A 17,892-nucleotide genomic window follows, 5' to 3' on the forward strand; every position below is an offset into this window, starting at 1 on the left:
GATTTTGCGATATCTTTGTCATTTACGCCAGTTGCCGGCATGGCAGAGCATGAGCGGAGTTCTTCATTGGAGACACGAACATGCGTAATTCAGCCGCTTCTCGGTCGCTGGGCACAGCCTTGCTGGTGCTGGCGACAGTCTTCGCAGGCGGGTGTAGCGCAGAGCGCACCTCGCCACTCACCTCACCGCATCATGAAGCGCTCGAGCTGGCTCCGCCCAAGGGTGGGCGCGAGCGGCATGTCGTGGCGATCATGGCGGCCAACGAAGGCACCGAGACGACGGACTTCATGGTTCCCTTCGGTGTGCTCGAGGCGTCGGGCCACATGGAGGTGGTCACGGTCTCCACCCGGCCGGGTGCCGTAGAACTCCATCCCGCTCTCAAGGTGTGGGCGGAACAAACGATGGCGGAATTCGACGCCCAGCGGCCCGAAGGGGCCGATATCGTCATCGTGCCGGCACTGCATCATCACGATGATCCGAGGGCAGTTCGATGGCTGCAGCAGCAAGCGCAGTCCGGGGCTCTGTTAGTGGGGATCTGCGATGGGGTGCTGACTCTGGCCCATGCCGGCCTCTTGCAGGACAAGATGGCGACCGGGCACTGGTTTTCACTGGGCAAGCTGAACCGACGCTATCGGGATACGACCTGGGTACGTGACCGGCGTTATGTGGTCGATGGCCAGAGGGTCACCACCACGGGCGTATCCGCTTCCTTGCCCGTTTCCCTGGCGCTGGTCGAAGCGGTGGCAGGAACGCCCGAGGCCGAACGTCTCGCCCTGACGCTGGGAGTGTCCGATACAGGTGCGAGCCATGATTCGTCCGCTTTCGGTTTGAGTGCGGGTCTGCTCCTGAACATGGCGTACAACTGGGCGGCTTTCTGGAATCGTGAGCGTCTGGAGCTGCCGATCGATCACGGCGTCGACGAAATCGCTCTGGCACTGACGGCAGATGCCTGGTCGCGGACCCTTCGCGCCTCTTTCACAGCGACCCATGACAGTGAGACGCTCATACGCACCAAGCGAGGTCTGCTTGTCGAGGCGGTGCCCGGCCATGCCGGTGCCGAGTTGTTGGAACCGCTCACTGAACCGCCGGCCGCTGCGCTCGAACAGGCCCTGGCGGACATCCAGCAGCGCTATGGTATGCGCACGGCCACCACAGTGGCTGCACAGCTCGAGTATGTCTGGTAAGACCGTCGCTTGAGGCGTTCTACGCTTTATTCAAGAGGAGATCGGCATGAGCCAAGGCTACAAAACACCCCCAGACCAGATCGACATGCAGCGTGCCGAACGCAAGATCCGTTCTGCGGGAACGCTCGGCTTCGTGCTTTTCGGCATGGCGGTGGGTGCAGCCTACTGGCTCTTGCCTGCGCTCATCGTTTTTCCCGTTGAGCTCGGGGAACGTCTGGCCTTTGCCGTGCGTGCCGGCGCCGTGGTGCTGTTCTGTGTGCTGGTGGCCGTCGGCCTGGTCTCTACTACTCGCCGGTTCTCGCCCGAGGACATCGGCGGCTCGGCCGCAGGGCCGCCGAGCGAGAAACTCGCCATCTATGTGGCGTTCCTGCAGAACACCCTGGAGCAAGCGATATTGGCGGTGGGGTTCTATGTCGCCTATGCCAGCCTGGTGGCAGGGGCGTGGCTCTCGCTCATCCCCGTCAGCGTGACGTTCTTCGTTGTCGGCCGCGTGCTGTTTCTGCGTGGCTACCGGCGAGGCGTGGAAGGGCGCGCGCTGGGCATGGTGCTCACCATGACCCCTGCCATCGTGGGCTATCCGGTCGTGTTTATCCTGATGGTGCTGGGGTGGCTATTAGGTAGCTGACAGTCTGCTGAAGCCTTAGCGGTAAACCTCGATTCGCGGTATATCGTACAACCTTGCGAGCTACTTTCGACCCAAAAGGAGATTCACAGCATGAGCTTCGGCAAGACGACGCCAATACTGCGCATTTTCGACGAAGCCAAGGCCAAGGAGTTCTACATTGAATTTCTCGGCTTCACGGTGGATTGGGAGCACCGCTTCGCGGAAGGCATGCCGCTGTACATGCAGATTTCCAAGGATGGCTGCGTGCTGCATCTCTCCGAGCATCACGGCGATTGCAGCCCGGGCGCTGCACTACGGATCGAGACCGATGAGCTCGAGGCGTTCCATCAGCAGCTCAATGCCGCTGGCTATGGATATGCCAAGCCAAACTTACAAGCGATGCCATGGGGCAGCCAGGATATGACGCTAGCCGACCCGTTCGGCAACCGACTAACCTTCACTAATACGGTCAGTACCTGAAATGGAAGCAAACATCGCCATACGTACAGAAACAGCCGCCGATATCGATGCCATACACGACGTAACCGTCGCGGCTTTTCGAGAAATGGAGCACACCAGCCATACCGAGCAGTTCATCGTCGCCGAATTACGCTCCGCTGGCGCCTTGGCAGTATCGCTGGTGGCGGAGAGGGAAGGTCGGGTGGTGGGGCATATCGCTTTCTCGCCGGTAAGCATCTCGGATGACACCACGGGCTGGTATGGCTTGGGGCCGGTTTCCGTACTGCCGGAATACCAGCGGCAGGGTATCGGGAAGGCGCTGATCGAAGAGGGCTTGGCTCGGCTGCAAGCCATAGGCGCCCAAGGCTGCTGTCTCGTCGGCCACCCTGAGTATTACGTCAAGTTCGGGTTCCGTAATGTGCCTGGGCTCGTCTACGAGGGAGTGCCACCGGAGTATTTCTTCGCTTTGCCCTTCGGCGATCATGTTCCGCAGGGTAGCGTTACCTTCCATGAAGCTTTTCTTGCAGATGGGCAATCATGAAAACCCAGTACTACACCGCAGCCAGTCTCGATGGCTTCATTGCCACGGAAGACGATTCCCTGGAGTGGTTGTTCACTCTGGGCGACCTGAGCGACTCCAGCTATCCGGCGTTCATCGCCGAGGTGGGCGCGTTGGCCATGGGGGCTTCCACCTACGAGTGGATCCTGCGCAATGCCGATACCGTGGCGGCCGAAACCGGCTCGCCATGGCCCTACACCCAGCCGACCTGGGTATTCACCCATCGCGACCTGGCGATTCCCGAAGGAGCGGACGTCCGCTTCGTGCAGGGGGAGGTGGGGCCTATCCATGAAGAGATGCGTGCAGCCGCGGGCGGAAAAAACCTCTGGGTCGTCGGTGGTGGCGATCTGGCGGGGCAGTTTCACGATGCCGGCCTGCTCGATGAGCTCATCGTCCAGATTGGCTCCGTTACCCTGGGCAAGGGTAAGCCGCTCTTTCCACGCCGCGTGCTGAGCCCAACCCTGCGCCTCGAATCGGTACGCCAGATGGGTACCGGTATGGTCGAGTTGCGGTATGGGGTGGTCGCAAGGGAGGTATCGCATTGAAAAAGGTCCTGGTGGTTACCGGCGGCAGCCGGGGCATCGGTGCAGCCACCGCCCGCCTGGCAGCGGCCAGAGGCTACGCCGTGTGCATCAACTATCGCCACAACGAGGCGGCGGCGCTGGCCGTGGTCGAGGAGATTGCCCAAGCCGGCGGCGAGGCAATTGCCATAGCGGGCGATGTCGGCCACGAGCCCGACGTGATGCGCCTGTTTGCCGAAGTCGACGAGAAGCTCGGCCCGGTCACGGCGCTGGTCAACAACGCCGGCATTCTGGAAAGGCAGATGCGGGTCGAGGAGATGGACGCCGCGCGCCTGAGCCGGGTACTGACTACCAACGTGGTTGGCAGCTTTCTCTGCGCCCGGGAGGCCGTACGGCGCATGTCGACCCGGCACGGTGGGCAGGGTGGGGCGATCGTCAATGTTTCCTCCATCGCCTCGCGGCTCGGCGCGCCGGATGAGTACGTCGACTACGCCGCTGCCAAAGGCGCCATCGACAGCTTTACCATCGGCCTGGCCAAGGAGGTGGCGGGTGAGGGCATTCGGGTCAACGCCGTGCGCCCTGGGGTGATCTACACCGAGATCCATGCCAGCGGCGGCGAGCCCGGCAGGGTCGAGCGGGTAAAGGCGGGCGTGCCCATGCAGCGCGGCGGGCAGCCGGAAGAAGTGGCCCGCGCCATTCTCTGGCTGCTCTCCGATGAAGCCTCGTACTCCACCGGCACGCTGTTGGACGTAACCGGCGGAAGATAGCGGCGCAAGATAGCGGTGCGGAGTCTCAGGCCGGAAAGGGGGCAATAGCCGTGTTGTTCAAGAAGGCGTTTCTCGAAAAGATCCGTGATGGCCGTGTGACGCTGGCCTTCCGACGCTGGCGACGGCCCACCGTAAAGTCAGGAGGTACGCTACTCACCGCTGTGGGCGAGCTGCCCATCGTGTCGGTGACCCAGGTCGCGCTCGAGGAGATCTCTGAGCAGGATGCGGTGCAGGCTGGCTATGAATCCCGCGAGTCGCTGCTGCGCGAACTCTCCCGGCGTAGTGAAGGCGAGCTCTACAAAATCGAGCTGGGCGAGTTACGCCCCGATCCTCGGATAGCCCTTCGCGAATCGACGGAGCTGACGGGTGAGGAAATCCGGGGCTTGCACGAGCGTTTGCGGCGGCTGGATGAGCGAGCCGCACATGGGCCGTGGACCCGAAAGACGCTGGAAGTGATAGGGAACCGTCCCGGCGTCCGCGCAGGGGAGCTGTGCGAGATGATGGATCTGGAGAAGGAAGCCTTCAAGCTCAACGTGCGCAAGCTCAAGAATCTGGGCCTGACAGAGAGCCTGGGCACGGGCTATCGGCTCTCTCCGCGGGGCCGGAGAGTGCTCGAAGCACTGCAACATGAAGGAGTGCACCATAGTGAGAGCGCCAAGTAAGACGGCCTGAGAGCGGCCATGCTTTAGCCTAATGTCTATGTTGCTTTTAGCGTTACTCAACGTTAATTTGCGTAAACAAAGCCGCAGAGACGGCTCTGACGAAAAAACACAAGTATGCAGGGAACTACCCGGTAACCAGTTTGCCGGGTAGATTCTTGTTTGCCCTACTGCCAGACTCCCACGACTTCCTCTTCCGACTCGCGGCGTATCGCTGAGCCTTTTACCCTTGCCGTCGGTTACCGAAAGCGCCCGGGTGGTGTGATAGACTGCGCGCCTCGGCCTGCGCCAGCAACACTTCCCCATCGGTAGCCCGTCATGGAAATCAAAGTCAATTTTCTTGAAAATCTCAGGCTTGAAGCCAAGTTTGACGATTTCACCGTCATCACCGACCAGCCCATCCGCTACAAGGGCGATGGCTCGGCACCAAGTCCGTTCGACTACTTCCTGGCGTCTTCCGCGCTGTGTGCGGCCTACTTCGTGCGGGTGTACTGCCTGGCGCGCAACATCCCCACCGAGAACATCCGCCTCTCGCAGAACAACATCGTCGACCCGGAGAACCGCTACAACCAGATCTTCAAGATCCAGGTCGAGCTGCCGGAAGACATTTCCGAGAAGGACCGCGAGGGCATCCTGCGCTCCATCGATCGCTGCACCGTCAAGAAGGTGGTGCAGACCGGCCCCGAGTTCCAGATCGAGACGGTAGAGAACCTCGACGAGGACGCCCAGGCGCTGTTGATAGCCAAGCCCGACGAGGACGCCTACACCTGGATCGAGGGCAAGGACCTGCCGCTGGAGCAGACCATTGCCAACATGTCCGGCATGCTGGCCGAGCTGGGCATGAAGATCGAGATCGCCTCCTGGCGCAACATCGTGCCCCACGTGTGGTCGCTGCATATCCGTGATGCCGCCTCGCCGATGTGCTTCACCAACGGCAAGGGTGCCACCAAGGAGAGCGCGCTGTGCTCGGCGCTGGGCGAGTTCATCGAGCGCCTGAGCTGCAACTTCTTCTACAACGACCAGTTCTTCGGCGAAGAGATCGCGAACAGCGCCTTCGTGCACTATCCCAACGAGGAGTGGTTCAAGCCCGGGCCCAACGACGAGCTGCCCGAAGGCATCCTCGACGACTACACTCGCGAGATCTACGACCCGGAGGGCGAGCTGCGCGGCTCGCACCTGATCGACACCAACTCCGGCAAGCGGGAACGGGGCATCGTCGCCTTGCCCTTCATGCGCCAGTCGGACGGCGAGACGGTCTACTTCCCCTCCAACCTGATCGAGAACCTCTACCTCAGCAACGGCATGAGTGCCGGCAATACGCTGCCTGAAGCGCAGGTACAGTGCCTCTCGGAGATCTTCGAGCGGGCGGTGAAGCGTGAGATTCTCGAACAGGAACTGGCACTGCCGGACGTGCCCATGGAAGTGCTCGAGCGCTACCCGGGCATTCTCGAAGGCATCCAGGCCCTGGAAGCCCAGGGCTACCCGGTACTGGTCAAGGACGCCTCACTCGGTGGCCAGTTCCCGGTCATGTGCGTGACCCTGATGAACCCGCGCACCGGCGGCGTATTCGCCTCCTTCGGCGCCCACCCCAGCTTCGAGGTGGCGCTGGAGCGCAGCCTCACCGAGCTGCTGCAGGGCCGCAGCTTCGAGGGCTTGAACGACTTCCTGCCGCCGACCTTCAATTCCCAGGCCGTCTCCGAGCCCAACAACTTCGTCGAGCACTTCATCGACTCTTCGGGGCTGGTCTCCTGGCGCTTCTTCAGTGCCAAGAGCGAGTTCGAGTTCGCCGACTGGGACTTCTCCGGCGCGAACGAGGATGAAGCGGCCACGCTGTTCGGTATCCTGGAAGAGCTGGGTCTCGAGGCCTACATGGCCGTGCACGAAGACCTGGGCGCACCGGTGTGCCGCATCCTGGTGCCGGGCTACTCCGAGGTGTACCCGATGGACGACCTGATCTGGGACAACACCAACATGGCGCTGGACTACCGCGAGGACATCCTCAACCTCCACGCCCTGAGCGACGAGCAACTGGCCGATCTGCTGGCGCGCCTGGAGGAGAGCCAGCTCGACGAGCACATGGACATCATCACCCTGATCGGCATCGAGTTCGATGAGAACACCGTGTGGGGCCAGCTCACCATCCTCGAGCTGAAGCTGCTGATCCACCTGGCGCTGGGGCAGCACGAAGAGGCCCTGGAGCGGGTCGAGATGTTCCAGCAGTACAACGACAACACCGTGGAGCGCGGGCTGTTCTACCAGGCCGTGGCGGCGGTGCTGGAGATCGTGCTCGACGACGAGCTGGAACTCGACGACTACCTGCACAACCTCACCCGCATGTTCGGCGAGCAGACCATGGCCGCGGTGGTCGGTTCGGTGAACGGCGAGGTGCGCTTCCATGGCCTGACGCCCACCAACATGCAGCTCGAAGGTCTGGAGAAGCATCAGCGTCTGATCGAGAGCTACAAGAAGCTGCACGCCCACCGCGCCAAGCGCGCGGGGGCGTGCACACCTACCTGAGCGAAAGCGCTAGGTGCCTCGGGCTCTCATGGGCTCCGCCTGGCGCAGCACGAAGGCCAGCGCCTCGGCGAAGCCGTCCATCACTGGAAGGCCGTGGCGCCTGGTAAGCTGCGCGCCGCGTCCGGCGAAGGCGCCGGAGCCCAGCACGATGGCTCGCGCCCCCTCCGCACGGGCTCCCTCGCAGAGGCTCGCCAGTCGCGTCTCGGCCAGGGTGGTGCGCGCCGCGGTCTCGCTCACGCCGATGCCGGTGGCAACGACGCGGCAGCGCTCCTTCACGTCGTAGCTCTCGCAGAGCGACTCAATGGTGGCCACGGCGCCCTCGAAGGTGGTGATCACCGTGAAGGGACCACCGGTGGCGTCCGCGCGGCGAATGCCGGCCTCCGCCAGGCTGACCACCGGGGCGCCGGTCAGAGCGCGGGCCTCAGCGACGGCTATGTCATCGAAGCAGGCGAGGATATAGCCGGCGTAGCCCTGTGCCATGCGGCTTTCGATCAGCGCCATCACGTGGCTGGCGGCGCGGGTCTTGTCCTGCCCGCTTTCCACCGCCCGGGGCCCTTGGTGCGGGCTCTCCGCTTCGATGATCACGCCGGGCGGCGCCAGGGCCTGCAGCACCTCCCGCACTCGCCGGGTGACGGTCGGGTTGGTGTTGGGATTGATGGCCAGCACGCGAACGGGGGCCGGCTGAGTGGCGTCTCCAGGGTAATGGGTCATGGATCAGCGCCCCGCTAGCAAGTCGGGGAGCCACATCACGATCTGCGGCCAGACCATGATGGTCAGCGTGAACAGCGCCATGATCGCCACGAAGGGCAGCGAGCCCCAAATCACGTCGTTGAAGCTGCCGCCATCCTTGCGCACCCCCTGCACCACGAAGAGGTTCATGCCCACCGGCGGCGTGATCAGGGCGATCTCGCACATCAGCACGATGAAGATGCCGAACCAGATGGGGTCCACGCCCACGGCCATCACCATCGGCACGGTGATCGGCACCGTCAGCACCAGCATCGACATGGCATCCATGAAAGTGCCGAGCACCACGTAGAAAAGCAGCAGCACCAGCAGCAGGCCCACCTGGGTGAGGCCGAAGCTCGCCACCCACTGGGTCAGCGCCTGGGTTACCCCCAGCATCGAGAGGGTCACGTTGAGCAGCAGCGCGCACATCAGCACGATGATCACCATGCCGGTGGTCTTGGCGGCGTGCAGCGAGCAGTGGATCAAGAGGTCGAGGCTCAGCTTGCCCCCGCCCACGATGAAGGCCAGGGCGATCATCACCCCGATGGCTGCGGATTCGGTAGGCGTGGCGACCCCGCCGTAGATGCTGCCCATCACCACCCCGAAGATGACGAAGGGCGGCACCAGGTGGCGCGAGAGGGCAAGCTTCTCTCGCAGCGGCAGGTTGACCTCCACCAGGGAGGTACTGCCCGCCTTGCCGTGAGCGATGAACAGATAGACGGAGAAGAGCAGGGCCAGGGTGAGGCCCGGGATCAGACCGGCGGCGAACAGCTGGCTGACCGAGGTATTGGCCAGTTGGCCGTAGACCAGCAGGTTGATGCTGGGGGGAATCAGGATGCCCAGAGTGCCGCCGGCAGCCAAGGAGCCGAGCGAAGGGCGCACCGGATAGCGGTACTTCTGCAGCGCCGGCAGCGAGATGGTGCCCACGGTGGCGGCGGTAGCCACCGAAGAGCCCGAGGTGGCGGAGAAGAGCGTGCAGGTGGCGATGTTGGTGTGCAGCAGCCCGCCCGGCAGGCGGTTGAACCACACCGAGAGCGCCGCGTACATCCGGTCGGCGATGCCGCCGCGAAGCAGCAGTTCGCCGAGCAGCATGAACAGCGGAATCGCCAGCATGGAGGGGCTGTTCAGGCTGCTCCAGACCACGCCACCCATCATGTCCACCAGGGGGAAGCCGTGCATCAGGTAGCCGCCGATCACGCCAACGAAGAGGATGGCCACGGCCACCGGGATGCTCAGCAGCATCAGGCTGAGCATGATGAAGAACGCCGAGGCGATCAGGGGAATGCTCATGACTGGCCTCCTTTGCGCACCGGGTCGCCGGTACGGGATTCATCCGCCTGTGGTTCATCGAGCGGCAGCCCGTCTGATTGCTGTTCGCGTAGCTTGAGGTCTTCGAGCTCCGCTTCCAGCTCGTCCTGGGTCGAGCTCGGGCCGAAGCGACGGTTGAGCGCCTTCCAGTCGCCCTTCGCCAGCAGCCCCATGGCCTGCACGGTGAGCACCGTGGCGGCCAGGGTGAAGGCGACCATGGCGATCAGCCACACGGTCTGCGGGTAGATCAACGGCGTGGCCCGGGGCGTCTGGGCGATGGAGCCGTAGAGCCGGGTGTCCTGGACGGTCTGGATGGTGAAATACAGCAGGAAGGCTGCCAGCAGCCCGAGGGTCAGGGCGGCCAGAGCGTTGAGCACCGCCTGCACCCTGAAGGGCAGGCGCATGTGCACCAGGTTGATGCGGATATGGGACTGCTCGACCATGGCCACGCAGAAAGCCAGCGGGGCGGCGATGGCGATGGCATAGCCTCCCAGCTCGTCGACCCCGCCGAGCGACATCGAGAAGGCCTTGCGGATCACGGTTTCCACCGTGATCAGCAGGGCGAGCAGCAGCATCATGGCGCCAAACAGCATGCCGAGAATGCGAGCGTAGATCGTCATCGTCGCCTCCCGGGCTCAGAGGCCGAGCTTCTGGCCGACGGTATCGCGCCACACGTCCTCGCAGTCCGCGGCGGCGGCGTTGCATTGGCGCGCCCAGATCGGCAGGGAGACCTCTTCCACTGCGGCGGCCACCTTGGCCAGATCCTCCTCTGTCACCGGCACCTCGGTGAGGGAGTAAGGGGTGCCGTACTCACAGGGTGTTTCGCCGGCGTTGCAGCGCATGGCGTCTTCATAGAGCTCCTCGGAGTAGGCCCAGATCTCGTCGCTCAGCTCGGCGATGGCCGATTCGAGCTGGGTCTGCTGCTCCTCGGTCATGCTGTTCCAGGTATCGAGGTTGATGGCGTAGCCGTTGATGGCCAGCTGCAAGGCGATGGGCAGTACCGTGGTCGTGGCTTCCGGCCAGCCGCCGGAGTTGGCCGAGGCAGGGCCGGTGATGGCACAGTCGATCACGCCGCGGGAGAGCGACTGCTGGACGTCGCCGAAGGGCATCGAGATGCCGGTGGCGCCGAGCTGGCCGACGAAGTTGGCCGCGCTCTGGTCGCCTACACGCACGCGCTTGCCGCGCAGGTCATCCAGGCCGCCGATCTCGCCGCGGCAGAAGATTACCTGGGGGCCGGCGGGCCAGGTGCCCAAGAGTTTGGCGTTGAAGCGCTCCTGCAGGCGGCTATCCACGTAATCGTAGAAGGCGGCGACATGCTCACGGCCGGCTTCGAAGCTGGTGTTGAGCCCGATCAGGTCGAGCCCGAGGATGGAGGGCTCATCGCGGCTCACCTGGGGGCCGCGCAGAGAGACGATATCGAAGAGGCCGGAGCGTAGTACGCGCAGGCCGTCGGTGTCGGGAACCCCCGCCACGTCCACCGGCAGGTACTGCACGGTGATATCGAGGCCGGTGTTGTCCGCCAGGTTGGTGAAGAAGGGCTGCTCCTTCTGCTGGGCGATCAGGCCGGAGCCGGCGGGCTGGCCGAGCACCTGGATCGACAGCGCGCTGGCCTGAGCGGCAGAGGCCATCAGGGCGGCGGAGACGGCGGTTACCAGAGCGGTACGTTTCAGCATGGTCTTGGTCCTGTCATCGGCGGCACCTTGGGAGGGAGTACGGCTCCGCTGGGCGCCAGGTGGCGGTATCGGCCCACCGCGTTCAGGCGGCGGCAGTCGCCTTGAGTGATCCAAGTTTCATGCCATCGCATTCAAGAAACTGTAGTTTCATAGCGAAAACAGCCAATTACTTCAGAATCGCCTGTTGGTACGCCGCGCGAGTGTTTCTTTTTTTGCCCGGAAAGTGTGCAGATTGGTAGCGCCATGCGCCAGGATGGTGCCGTCTTCCTACAGTTCTTCGAGCTTATCGTTCAGTGTCTCGATGCGGCGCAGGCGGCGGCGCGAGTCGTCACCGGCAAGCTCGATAGTGCGCATGGCCAGCAGGTGGCAGAGCGCCATGACGGCGGTGTGGTTGAACAGCGGCCCTGCGGCCAGGGTGCAGCAGCGGAAGTGCCAGGTGACGCTGGGGTCCGGGGCTAGCCCCTCGTCGGTGATATAGAGCACCCGAGCGCCGCTCTCGCGGGCCTCGGCCAGCACCTGCTCGGTGATTGCCACCCGGCGACGCAGGCCGATGACGACCACGCAGTCCTCCGCACGCACGCTGACCAAGTGCTCGCCCAGGGTCTCGCCGCCGCCGGGCAGGCTGACCACCTGCTCCACCACCTGGGTGAGCTGCCAGCGCAGATAGTCGGCGAAAGGGTGGCTGGCGCGAAAGCCGATTACCCAGGTCTTGCGGGCGTCGAGGATGGCCTGGGCCACGGAGTCCACCTGCGCCTGGGTGATCGCCGAGAAGGTTCGATCAAGGTTGTCCTTGCCCTGGTCCAGGTTGAGCGCCAGGGAGCGCTCGCCCGGCTCCAGGGCCGCGCTCTGCAGGAAGAGGCGTGAGCCGGTGGCCTGCTCCTCGCGGGCGTGCTTGCGCGCCGCCTCGTAGCTCTCGTAGCCGAGCCGGCGTACGAAGCGCGACACCGTCGCCTTGGATACCCCGGCAAACTTTGCCAACTCCTGGGCATCGTAGCTGGCGATTTCACCGGGGAAATCGCACACGAACTCGCCCAGCCGGCGCTCGGCCGGGTGCAGGGAGGGCAGGGCGCTGCGCACTCGGGAGAGGAAGGAACGCGTCTGCGAGGATCTGGCCATGCCGACTCCTGAAACTGTGGTTTCAGATATCATGTCCGGTGAGGAACGGTGCCGCAACCATCGAACCGCGGGTCTGGCGATTAAGTCAGCGAAAGCAGCAACCGGAGCACACAAGCGCCCTGAGTCAGTTCATACTGGCTCGGGGCGCTGCGTTTGGCGCCACTAGAGCAATAAAAGATGAGAGCATTCCATGGACAAGGTGGCGATCTTCGTGGACGTCCAGAACGTCTACTACACGGTGCGACAAGCGTATAAGCGCAATTTCGATTACAACGAGTTCTGGGCCGAAGCCACCGCGGGGCGAGAGGTCGTCAAGGCCATCGCCTACGCCATCGACAGAGGCGACCGGAAGCAGCAGGAGTTTCAGAACATCCTTCGCGCCATCGGCTTCGAGGTGAAGCTGAAGCCCTACATTCAAAGATCGGACGGTTCTGCAAAAGGGGACTGGGACGTCGGTATTACCCTCGATGCCATCGAGTACGCCGAGCAGGTGGACGTCATCGTGCTGGTTTCGGGCGATGGGGATTTCGCCCTGCTGGTAGACAAGATCCGGCAAGTCCATGGGAAGGTGGCGGAGGTCTATGGCGTACCGCAGTTGACGGCTAATTCTCTGATAAGCGCCGCCAACGAGTTCAAGCCCATTGATGAGAGGCTCCTGCTGTCTTAGAGGGTGGCGGGCTGGCCGGTAGGATGTCGAATCCCATGCGGACCGTTCGACTACTGACCATGCGATGCATCCGTTCAGGAGGTCACGATGAGTCAGCTACGCGTTTCCTGCTTCAGTATCTCGCTGGACGGCTTTGCCGCCGGCCCCGAGCAGAGCCTGGAAAATCCGATGGGTATCAACGGCCTGGAGAATCAGGACTGGCAGTTTGCTACCGCGACCTTTCAGCAAAGGGTGCTGGGCCAGGAGGGAGGAGAAACCGGCCCCGACGACGATTTCGTGGCCCGCGGCTTCGAGAATGTCGGCGCCTGGATCATGGGCCGCAACATGTTCGGCCCCGTGCGTGGCCCTTGGCCGGATGAAAGCTGGCAAGGATGGTGGGGCGATAACCCGCCGTTTCACATGCCGGTTTTCGTATTGACCCATCACCCTCGCGATCCCGTCGAGATGCCGGACGGCACGACGTTCTACTTCGTCACCGAAGGCATTCATGCGGCCCTGGAGCGCGCTCGCGAAGTCGCAGGTGGCAGGGACGTGCGTCTCGGCGGCGGTGTGGCGACCGTGCAGCAGTACCTGCGTGCACAGCTCGTCGATGAGCTTCACCTTGCCGTCACGCCGGTCCTGCTTGGCACAGGGGAGTACCTGTTCACAGGCCTCGACATGCGCGCGCTCGGCTATCGTTGTACAGAGCGGGTGGCGACGGAAAAGGTGACCCATATGGTACTCAGGAGAAGCGCAGCAAGAGCGAACTGATATCCGTCGGCCCCAGCTTCACCAATAGCTAAAACTATCGGCTCCATTAATGGCATTTTTCGCCTGATTCCGGCCACTCTGTGGCAGACTGGGTCATAAGCAGGTTCGATCCGGCACGGACGCGCATAGCAGCCTAGTGGAGCCCACGCACTATGAGTGACGATGCCGCGCCGTTGAGCGTAGATACCGCTGTCTACAAAACACTGCTGGAGTCTACCCAGGCCATCCCCTGGAGAATCGACCTCCAGACCATGCGCTTCTCCTACATCGGGCCGCAGATCGAGCGGCTGCTGGGCTGGTCGCCGTGCAGTTGGGTCACCGTCGACGACTGGGTCGAGCGCATGCACCCGGAGGATCGTGAGCGGGTGGTCAGCTTCTGTATCGAACAGTCCAGGAATGGCATCGATCACGAGGCGGACTACCGCGCCCTGAAGACCGACGGCAGCTACGTGTGGATACGTGACGTCGTGCACGTGCTACGCAACGAAGCCGGCGAAGCGGAAGCGCTGGTCGGCTTCATGTTCGACATCAGCGAGCGCAAGAAGAGCGAAGAGAAGCTGATGCGGCTGCAACGGGAACTCGAAGAGCTTTCGTATCAGGATGGCCTCACCGGTATCGCCAACCGGCGCCTGCTCGATTCCGTACTGGAATCGGAGTGGGCCAGCGCCAAGCGCGCCGGCCAAGCCCTCTCGTTCATCATGCTCGATATCGACTGCTTCAAGCTCTACAACGACTACTACGGCCATCTCGCCGGTGACGACTGCCTGCGCCGGGTTGCGCAAATCGTAAGTACCTCGGCCGCACGACCTCGCGACTTGCTGGCACGCTTCGGTGGCGAAGAGTTCGCTCTCGTATTGCCGGAAACGGATCTGGAAGCCGCCTGTCAGGTGGCAGAGCGCTGTCGAGCCGCCCTTTGTGATGCAGCCATACCTCATCGCGCTTCCGACGTCTCACACCTCGTCACCGTCAGCATGGGCGTGGCAACCGCTACCCCAGCGGAAGGGGGGATCCCGGCCAGCCTGATCGAACAGGCGGACCGGAGGCTCTATCAGGCCAAGCAGAGCGGGCGGGACCGTATCGTTGGGGAGTGACAGGCCCGCTCAGCTCGGTTGAGGCCGGCAAGCCTAGAGCCAGCGGCGCACCGCTGCCTTGTAATCGAGGTAGGCTTGGCCGAACTTGTGCTGCATGTTGCGCTCCTCGACCGGGATGTACCAGAAGTTGACCAGCAGGGCGAAGCAGAGCGCTGCCAGGAAAGGGGCTGCTGAGCCAAGGCAGATGGCAAGGCCCGTCAGAGCGATGACGAAGCCGAGATACATGGGATTGCGCGTTACCGCGAAAAGGCCTTGCCGGGTCAGCGAACCGGGTTCACCGAAGGTGTCGATGTTGGTTTCCAACCGACGGAACAGGTGTGCATGCCACTGGGCGATGCCGAGACCAACGAGCAGCACCGCAATGCCACCCCAGCGGTACGGCGTCTCCCATAGGCGCACGAGTGGAGCGTAAAGATCCAGCAGAACCATGATGACAGCGGTGAAAAGTAGCGCACTGGGCGGCAGGATGAGCCAACGCATGATGAGTCTCCTAAGGGGGATATTGGCGGCAGCATCCCTTGGTGATGTACGGTCAGCGTTAACCTAGGTTAATGAGCGGTGAAGGATAGTGAGCGCGGCAAAGGAAATTCTCGAGCGGCTGGCGGGCGATTCGCTACCGGACTGGCACCTTGTTGAGTCTGCGCTACGGCGTAAGACACTGGCATCTGGTGAGTGCTTATTCCTGGTGGGAGTTGCCCATCCAGTCGTCTATTTCGTGAAAAGCGGCGTCATCAAGATGGTCTACGAAACCTACGACGGCGATGCCTGGGTCAAGGCATTTGCTGCCGAAGGTAGGTTCTTTGCCAGTATTGCCGGGCTATCACCCGGTGGCGTTACCAGCTTCAGCGCCGTTGCCGCTTGTTCGGCCTCGGTCGAATCGCTGCCATACCACCTGCTGGATCAGCTAGGCGACAAGCACCCACAGTGGCAGCGTGCCCTGCGGAAAGGCTTCGAGCTCTACGGTTTTCGCAAGGAAGCGCGTGAGCGCGACCTGCTCACACTCTCTGCGGAGGAGCGCTATCAGCGTTTCATCGAAGAATACCCGCATATCGCCGAGCGAGTGACGGATCGGGACATAGCAGGCTACGTCCGGGTCACTCCCGTTGCCCTCAGCCGGATCAAAGCACGCATCAAGCTCAGGCAAATGGATGATCGTCTCGACATATGAGGGTGATGAGATCGATTTGCGGAGCCGCTGTCCGGTTCGATGAAAGAGCAGATGTGGCGCATTAATGTAAGCCTCGCTTGCCCAGTGCCCAGAAGGGCTTCGTCCTGATCGCATCCCGGGGCCAGCCGCGCTCCTCGATCAGGTGATGTCGGGCCAGCTGGCAAGTGCGTGCTTCACCGGCAATGTAGGCGAAGCCAGGCTGGCCCGGGAGATCCAGTTCCGCTAGTGCTACCAACAGGGTGGTAGATGCTACGGGTGAACCCCCGTTTCGGTGCACTCTAAGCAACGCCCCACTGTCAGGCAGCGGCAACTCCTCTCCCGCGTTGGCGCTTTCGAGTACGCCATAGAGCCGAGCTTCGGCGGGCATGGCGGCGATCATCGCTGCGAAGGCGACCGTAGCCGTTTCTTCGCCAATGAACAAATGGTAGTCGGCCGCCTGCGGTACGAAGTCACCCTGCGGCCCCCAGAAAGTCACGGTTTCTCCGGGGCTAGTACGTTTCGCCCATTCCACGCCAATGCCATCACCACGGTAGAGATGGACACATAGGTCGATGTATTGGTCCTCGCGGGAATAGTGCCAGATCGTGTAGGTGCGCAGCGTCTCGGCAGGGCGCAAGATCCCATAAAGGGAAAGCGGATCGTTAATCTCGATCCGAACGTGTTGGCCCGGGATGTACGAGAGCTCACCCAGCGCTTCGGATGCTATGCGAATCCGGCGCATCGAGGGGGTAACGTCTTCCACCTCGGTGACCACGCCGTGAGAGAAGTGCTTGGCCAGTAGTCGTGCCAATGGATTGCGAGATGCCCGCTGCGAAGGCAGAGGCCGGTGCTGTGATGACGTCATGTTCATGGCTCTCGTCAGTTTAGTTAGAGGGTATAACTGACAATAATAGCTGTAACATGTCAAGCAGATTGGCATGAAGGGAGCATTCAAATGGCGACGCAGGTGAGCAGACGCGAGAGGTTGAGGCAGGCTACCTTGGCAGAGATACGCGAGGCGGCGCGCAATCTATTGATTTATAAAGGCACGGCTGCGGTAACCATCAACGCCATCGCCCGAGAAGTGGGCATGAGCGGGCCGGCGGTGTACCGCTACTATGAGAGTCACGATGACTTGGTGAGCGCACTCACTGCCGAATTCTACGAGGAGCTGACCGCTGCCATGAAGGCCGCGGGAGCGGCGACATCCGGCACACCGGGGCAACGCCTGATAGCGATGGCACGTGCCATGCGTACCTGGGCCGTTAGGCACCCTGCCGAGTTCGGCTGGGTGTTTGCCAGCCCGGTGCCGGCGGTCGATATACGCAACCCGGAGTCCTCCAGGCACCAAGCGGGGGTGGCGTTCGGTAAGACGTTCTTGGATCAATTGGTGGAAGTGTGGGAGACCAAGCCGTTCGCCGTCCCGGCGTTGGATGAGCTGGATCCTTCTCTGCTAAGGCAACTCCAAGATTACTCCGAAGCTATTGATGGGCTATTGCCGCCTGAAGCGGTCCATGTCTTCCTATGGTGCTGGATCCGCTTGTACGGCTTATTGTGTATGGAGATCATGAACCAACTCGCATTTGCCTACAGTGATATGGAGCCGGTTTTCGAAGAGTGTCTGGAGGAAATCTGCGAGAAGCTATCCATTCGCTACGAGCGCTGCATCAGCCAAAGGAGGGGGCGCGATGCATCCTGACATCCACGACTACAACCAACGGCAGGAGCCCAGCGACAAAGCCATCTGCGACCTCCTGGCCGAGACCATCGAGCGCCACCTGCCCGAGGCCGAGAGCAAGGTATGGCACGCCCATCCCGTATGGTTCCTCGATGACAACCCGATAGTCGGCTACAAGAAGCTCAAGCACTGTGTGCGGCTGCTGTTCTGGAGCGGCCAGTCCTTCGAAGAGGAAGGCTTGCAGAAAGAGGGCAGCTTCAAGGCCGCGGAAGTCCGCTACACCGCCGTCGAGCAGGTCAATGTGAAAGACCTCGAGCGCTGGCTTGGTAAAGCCCGAGACATCCAGTGGGATTACCGAAACATCGTCAAACGCAAGGGGCGGCTTGAACGGCTGAAGTGAAGCTGGGCGCTGCCCTCAGCTCTACGATGGCGCTAGGCTCTGTCTGAAAAGTCGGCGAGCGAA

General features: G+C 62.5%; 21 protein-coding genes. 14 read left to right on the top strand and 7 right to left on the bottom strand.

The genetic code is table 11. From position 1 onward, the window contains the following. The first annotated feature begins 80 nt into the window (after positions 1–80). From B8115_RS12465 to B8115_RS12500, 8 genes are all read left to right on the top strand, one after another. Positions 81–1,184, top strand: a complete 1,104-nt coding sequence (locus B8115_RS12465) for a DJ-1/PfpI family protein (RefSeq protein WP_010628138.1) — start codon at positions 81–83, stop codon at positions 1,182–1,184. A gap of 46 nt (positions 1,185–1,230) precedes the next feature. Continuing rightward, positions 1,231–1,809, top strand: coding sequence for a hypothetical protein (locus B8115_RS12470; protein ID WP_010628139.1), 579 nt, complete (start codon positions 1,231–1,233; stop codon positions 1,807–1,809). Between the two features lie 90 nt (positions 1,810–1,899). Then, positions 1,900–2,268, top strand: coding sequence for a glyoxalase superfamily protein (locus B8115_RS12475; protein WP_010628140.1), 369 nt, complete (start codon positions 1,900–1,902; stop codon positions 2,266–2,268). Between the two features lies 1 nt (position 2,269). Next, positions 2,270–2,788, top strand: coding sequence for a GNAT family N-acetyltransferase (locus B8115_RS12480; protein ID WP_010628141.1), 519 nt, complete (start codon positions 2,270–2,272; stop codon positions 2,786–2,788). After that, positions 2,785–3,351, top strand: coding sequence for a dihydrofolate reductase family protein (locus B8115_RS12485; RefSeq protein WP_010628142.1), 567 nt, complete (start codon positions 2,785–2,787; stop codon positions 3,349–3,351). The genes B8115_RS12480 and B8115_RS12485 overlap by 4 nt, the downstream gene beginning before the upstream one ends. Then, a complete protein-coding gene (locus B8115_RS12490; RefSeq protein ID WP_010628143.1) occupies positions 3,348–4,094 on the top strand; it encodes an SDR family oxidoreductase in 747 nt (248 codons plus the stop codon). Before B8115_RS12485 ends, B8115_RS12490 begins: the two co-directional genes overlap by 4 nt. Positions 4,095–4,144: 50 nt before the next feature. Further along, entirely contained in the window at positions 4,145–4,756 is a 612-nt protein-coding gene (locus B8115_RS12495; protein WP_026038093.1) for a hypothetical protein, read from the top strand. Between the two features lie 315 nt (positions 4,757–5,071). Further along, positions 5,072–7,270, top strand: a complete 2,199-nt coding sequence (locus B8115_RS12500) for an OsmC domain/YcaO domain-containing protein (RefSeq protein WP_010628145.1) — start codon at positions 5,072–5,074, stop codon at positions 7,268–7,270. A gap of 9 nt (positions 7,271–7,279) precedes the next feature. Here the strand turns inward: B8115_RS12500 and B8115_RS12505 are convergent, their stop codons facing one another. The 5 genes from B8115_RS12505 to B8115_RS12525 form a co-directional block, all read right to left on the bottom strand. Then, on the bottom strand, positions 7,280–7,981 hold the full coding sequence (locus tag B8115_RS12505) for an aspartate/glutamate racemase family protein (RefSeq protein WP_010628146.1): 702 nt from the start codon (positions 7,979–7,981) through the stop codon (positions 7,280–7,282). Positions 7,982–7,984: 3 nt separating this feature from the next. Further along, on the bottom strand, positions 7,985–9,289 hold the full coding sequence (locus B8115_RS12510; RefSeq protein ID WP_010628147.1) for a TRAP transporter large permease: 1,305 nt from the start codon (positions 9,287–9,289) through the stop codon (positions 7,985–7,987). Then, positions 9,286–9,927, bottom strand: coding sequence for a TRAP transporter small permease (locus B8115_RS12515; protein WP_010628148.1), 642 nt, complete (start codon positions 9,925–9,927; stop codon positions 9,286–9,288). The genes B8115_RS12510 and B8115_RS12515 overlap by 4 nt, the downstream gene beginning before the upstream one ends. A 15-nt stretch (positions 9,928–9,942) precedes the next feature. Continuing rightward, positions 9,943–10,980 (bottom strand): TRAP transporter substrate-binding protein, encoded by a 1,038-nt coding sequence (locus tag B8115_RS12520; protein WP_010628149.1) that lies wholly within the window; start codon positions 10,978–10,980, stop codon positions 9,943–9,945. Between the two features lie 267 nt (positions 10,981–11,247). After that, the gene (locus B8115_RS12525; RefSeq protein ID WP_010628150.1) at positions 11,248–12,096 is read right to left on the bottom strand and encodes a MurR/RpiR family transcriptional regulator; all 849 of its coding nucleotides are present in this window, start codon (positions 12,094–12,096) and stop codon (positions 11,248–11,250) included. 190 nt (positions 12,097–12,286) lie between these two features. Between B8115_RS12525 and B8115_RS12530 the strand changes: the two genes are divergently transcribed. From B8115_RS12530 to B8115_RS12540, 3 genes are all read left to right on the top strand, one after another. After that, entirely contained in the window at positions 12,287–12,763 is a 477-nt protein-coding gene (locus B8115_RS12530) for an NYN domain-containing protein (RefSeq protein WP_010628151.1), read from the top strand. Positions 12,764–12,850: 87 nt separating this feature from the next. Further along, a complete protein-coding gene (locus B8115_RS12535; protein WP_010628152.1) occupies positions 12,851–13,513 on the top strand; it encodes a dihydrofolate reductase family protein in 663 nt (220 codons plus the stop codon). Positions 13,514–13,665: 152 nt separating this feature from the next. Continuing rightward, on the top strand, positions 13,666–14,604 hold the full coding sequence (locus tag B8115_RS12540; RefSeq protein ID WP_010628153.1) for a sensor domain-containing diguanylate cyclase: 939 nt from the start codon (positions 13,666–13,668) through the stop codon (positions 14,602–14,604). A 33-nt stretch (positions 14,605–14,637) separates the two neighbouring features. Here the strand turns inward: B8115_RS12540 and B8115_RS12545 are convergent, their stop codons facing one another. After that, positions 14,638–15,084, bottom strand: a complete 447-nt coding sequence (locus tag B8115_RS12545; RefSeq protein ID WP_010628154.1) for an isoprenylcysteine carboxylmethyltransferase family protein — start codon at positions 15,082–15,084, stop codon at positions 14,638–14,640. Positions 15,085–15,172: 88 nt separating this feature from the next. Between B8115_RS12545 and B8115_RS12550 the strand changes: the two genes are divergently transcribed. After that, positions 15,173–15,772: a Crp/Fnr family transcriptional regulator gene (locus B8115_RS12550; protein ID WP_202949084.1), complete on the top strand. Its 600-nt coding sequence runs from the start codon at positions 15,173–15,175 to the stop codon at positions 15,770–15,772. Between the two features lie 61 nt (positions 15,773–15,833). Here B8115_RS12550 and B8115_RS12555 read toward each other — a convergent pair whose 3' ends face one another. Beyond that, a complete protein-coding gene (locus tag B8115_RS12555) occupies positions 15,834–16,622 on the bottom strand; it encodes a siderophore-interacting protein (protein ID WP_202949085.1) in 789 nt (262 codons plus the stop codon). Positions 16,623–16,706: 84 nt separating this feature from the next. On the opposite strand from B8115_RS12555, the gene B8115_RS12560 reads away from it, so the two are divergent. Beyond that, complete coding sequence (locus B8115_RS12560; RefSeq protein WP_010628157.1) at positions 16,707–17,450, top strand: TetR/AcrR family transcriptional regulator; 744 nt, start codon at positions 16,707–16,709, stop codon at positions 17,448–17,450. After that, positions 17,440–17,829: a DUF1801 domain-containing protein gene (locus B8115_RS12565; RefSeq protein ID WP_010628158.1), complete on the top strand. Its 390-nt coding sequence runs from the start codon at positions 17,440–17,442 to the stop codon at positions 17,827–17,829. Before B8115_RS12560 ends, B8115_RS12565 begins: the two co-directional genes overlap by 11 nt. Positions 17,830–17,892: the final 63 nt, after the last annotated feature.

The organism is Halomonas sp. KM-1 (assembly GCF_000246875.1).
Lineage (GTDB): Bacteria > Pseudomonadota > Gammaproteobacteria > Pseudomonadales > Halomonadaceae > Halomonas > Halomonas aerodenitrificans.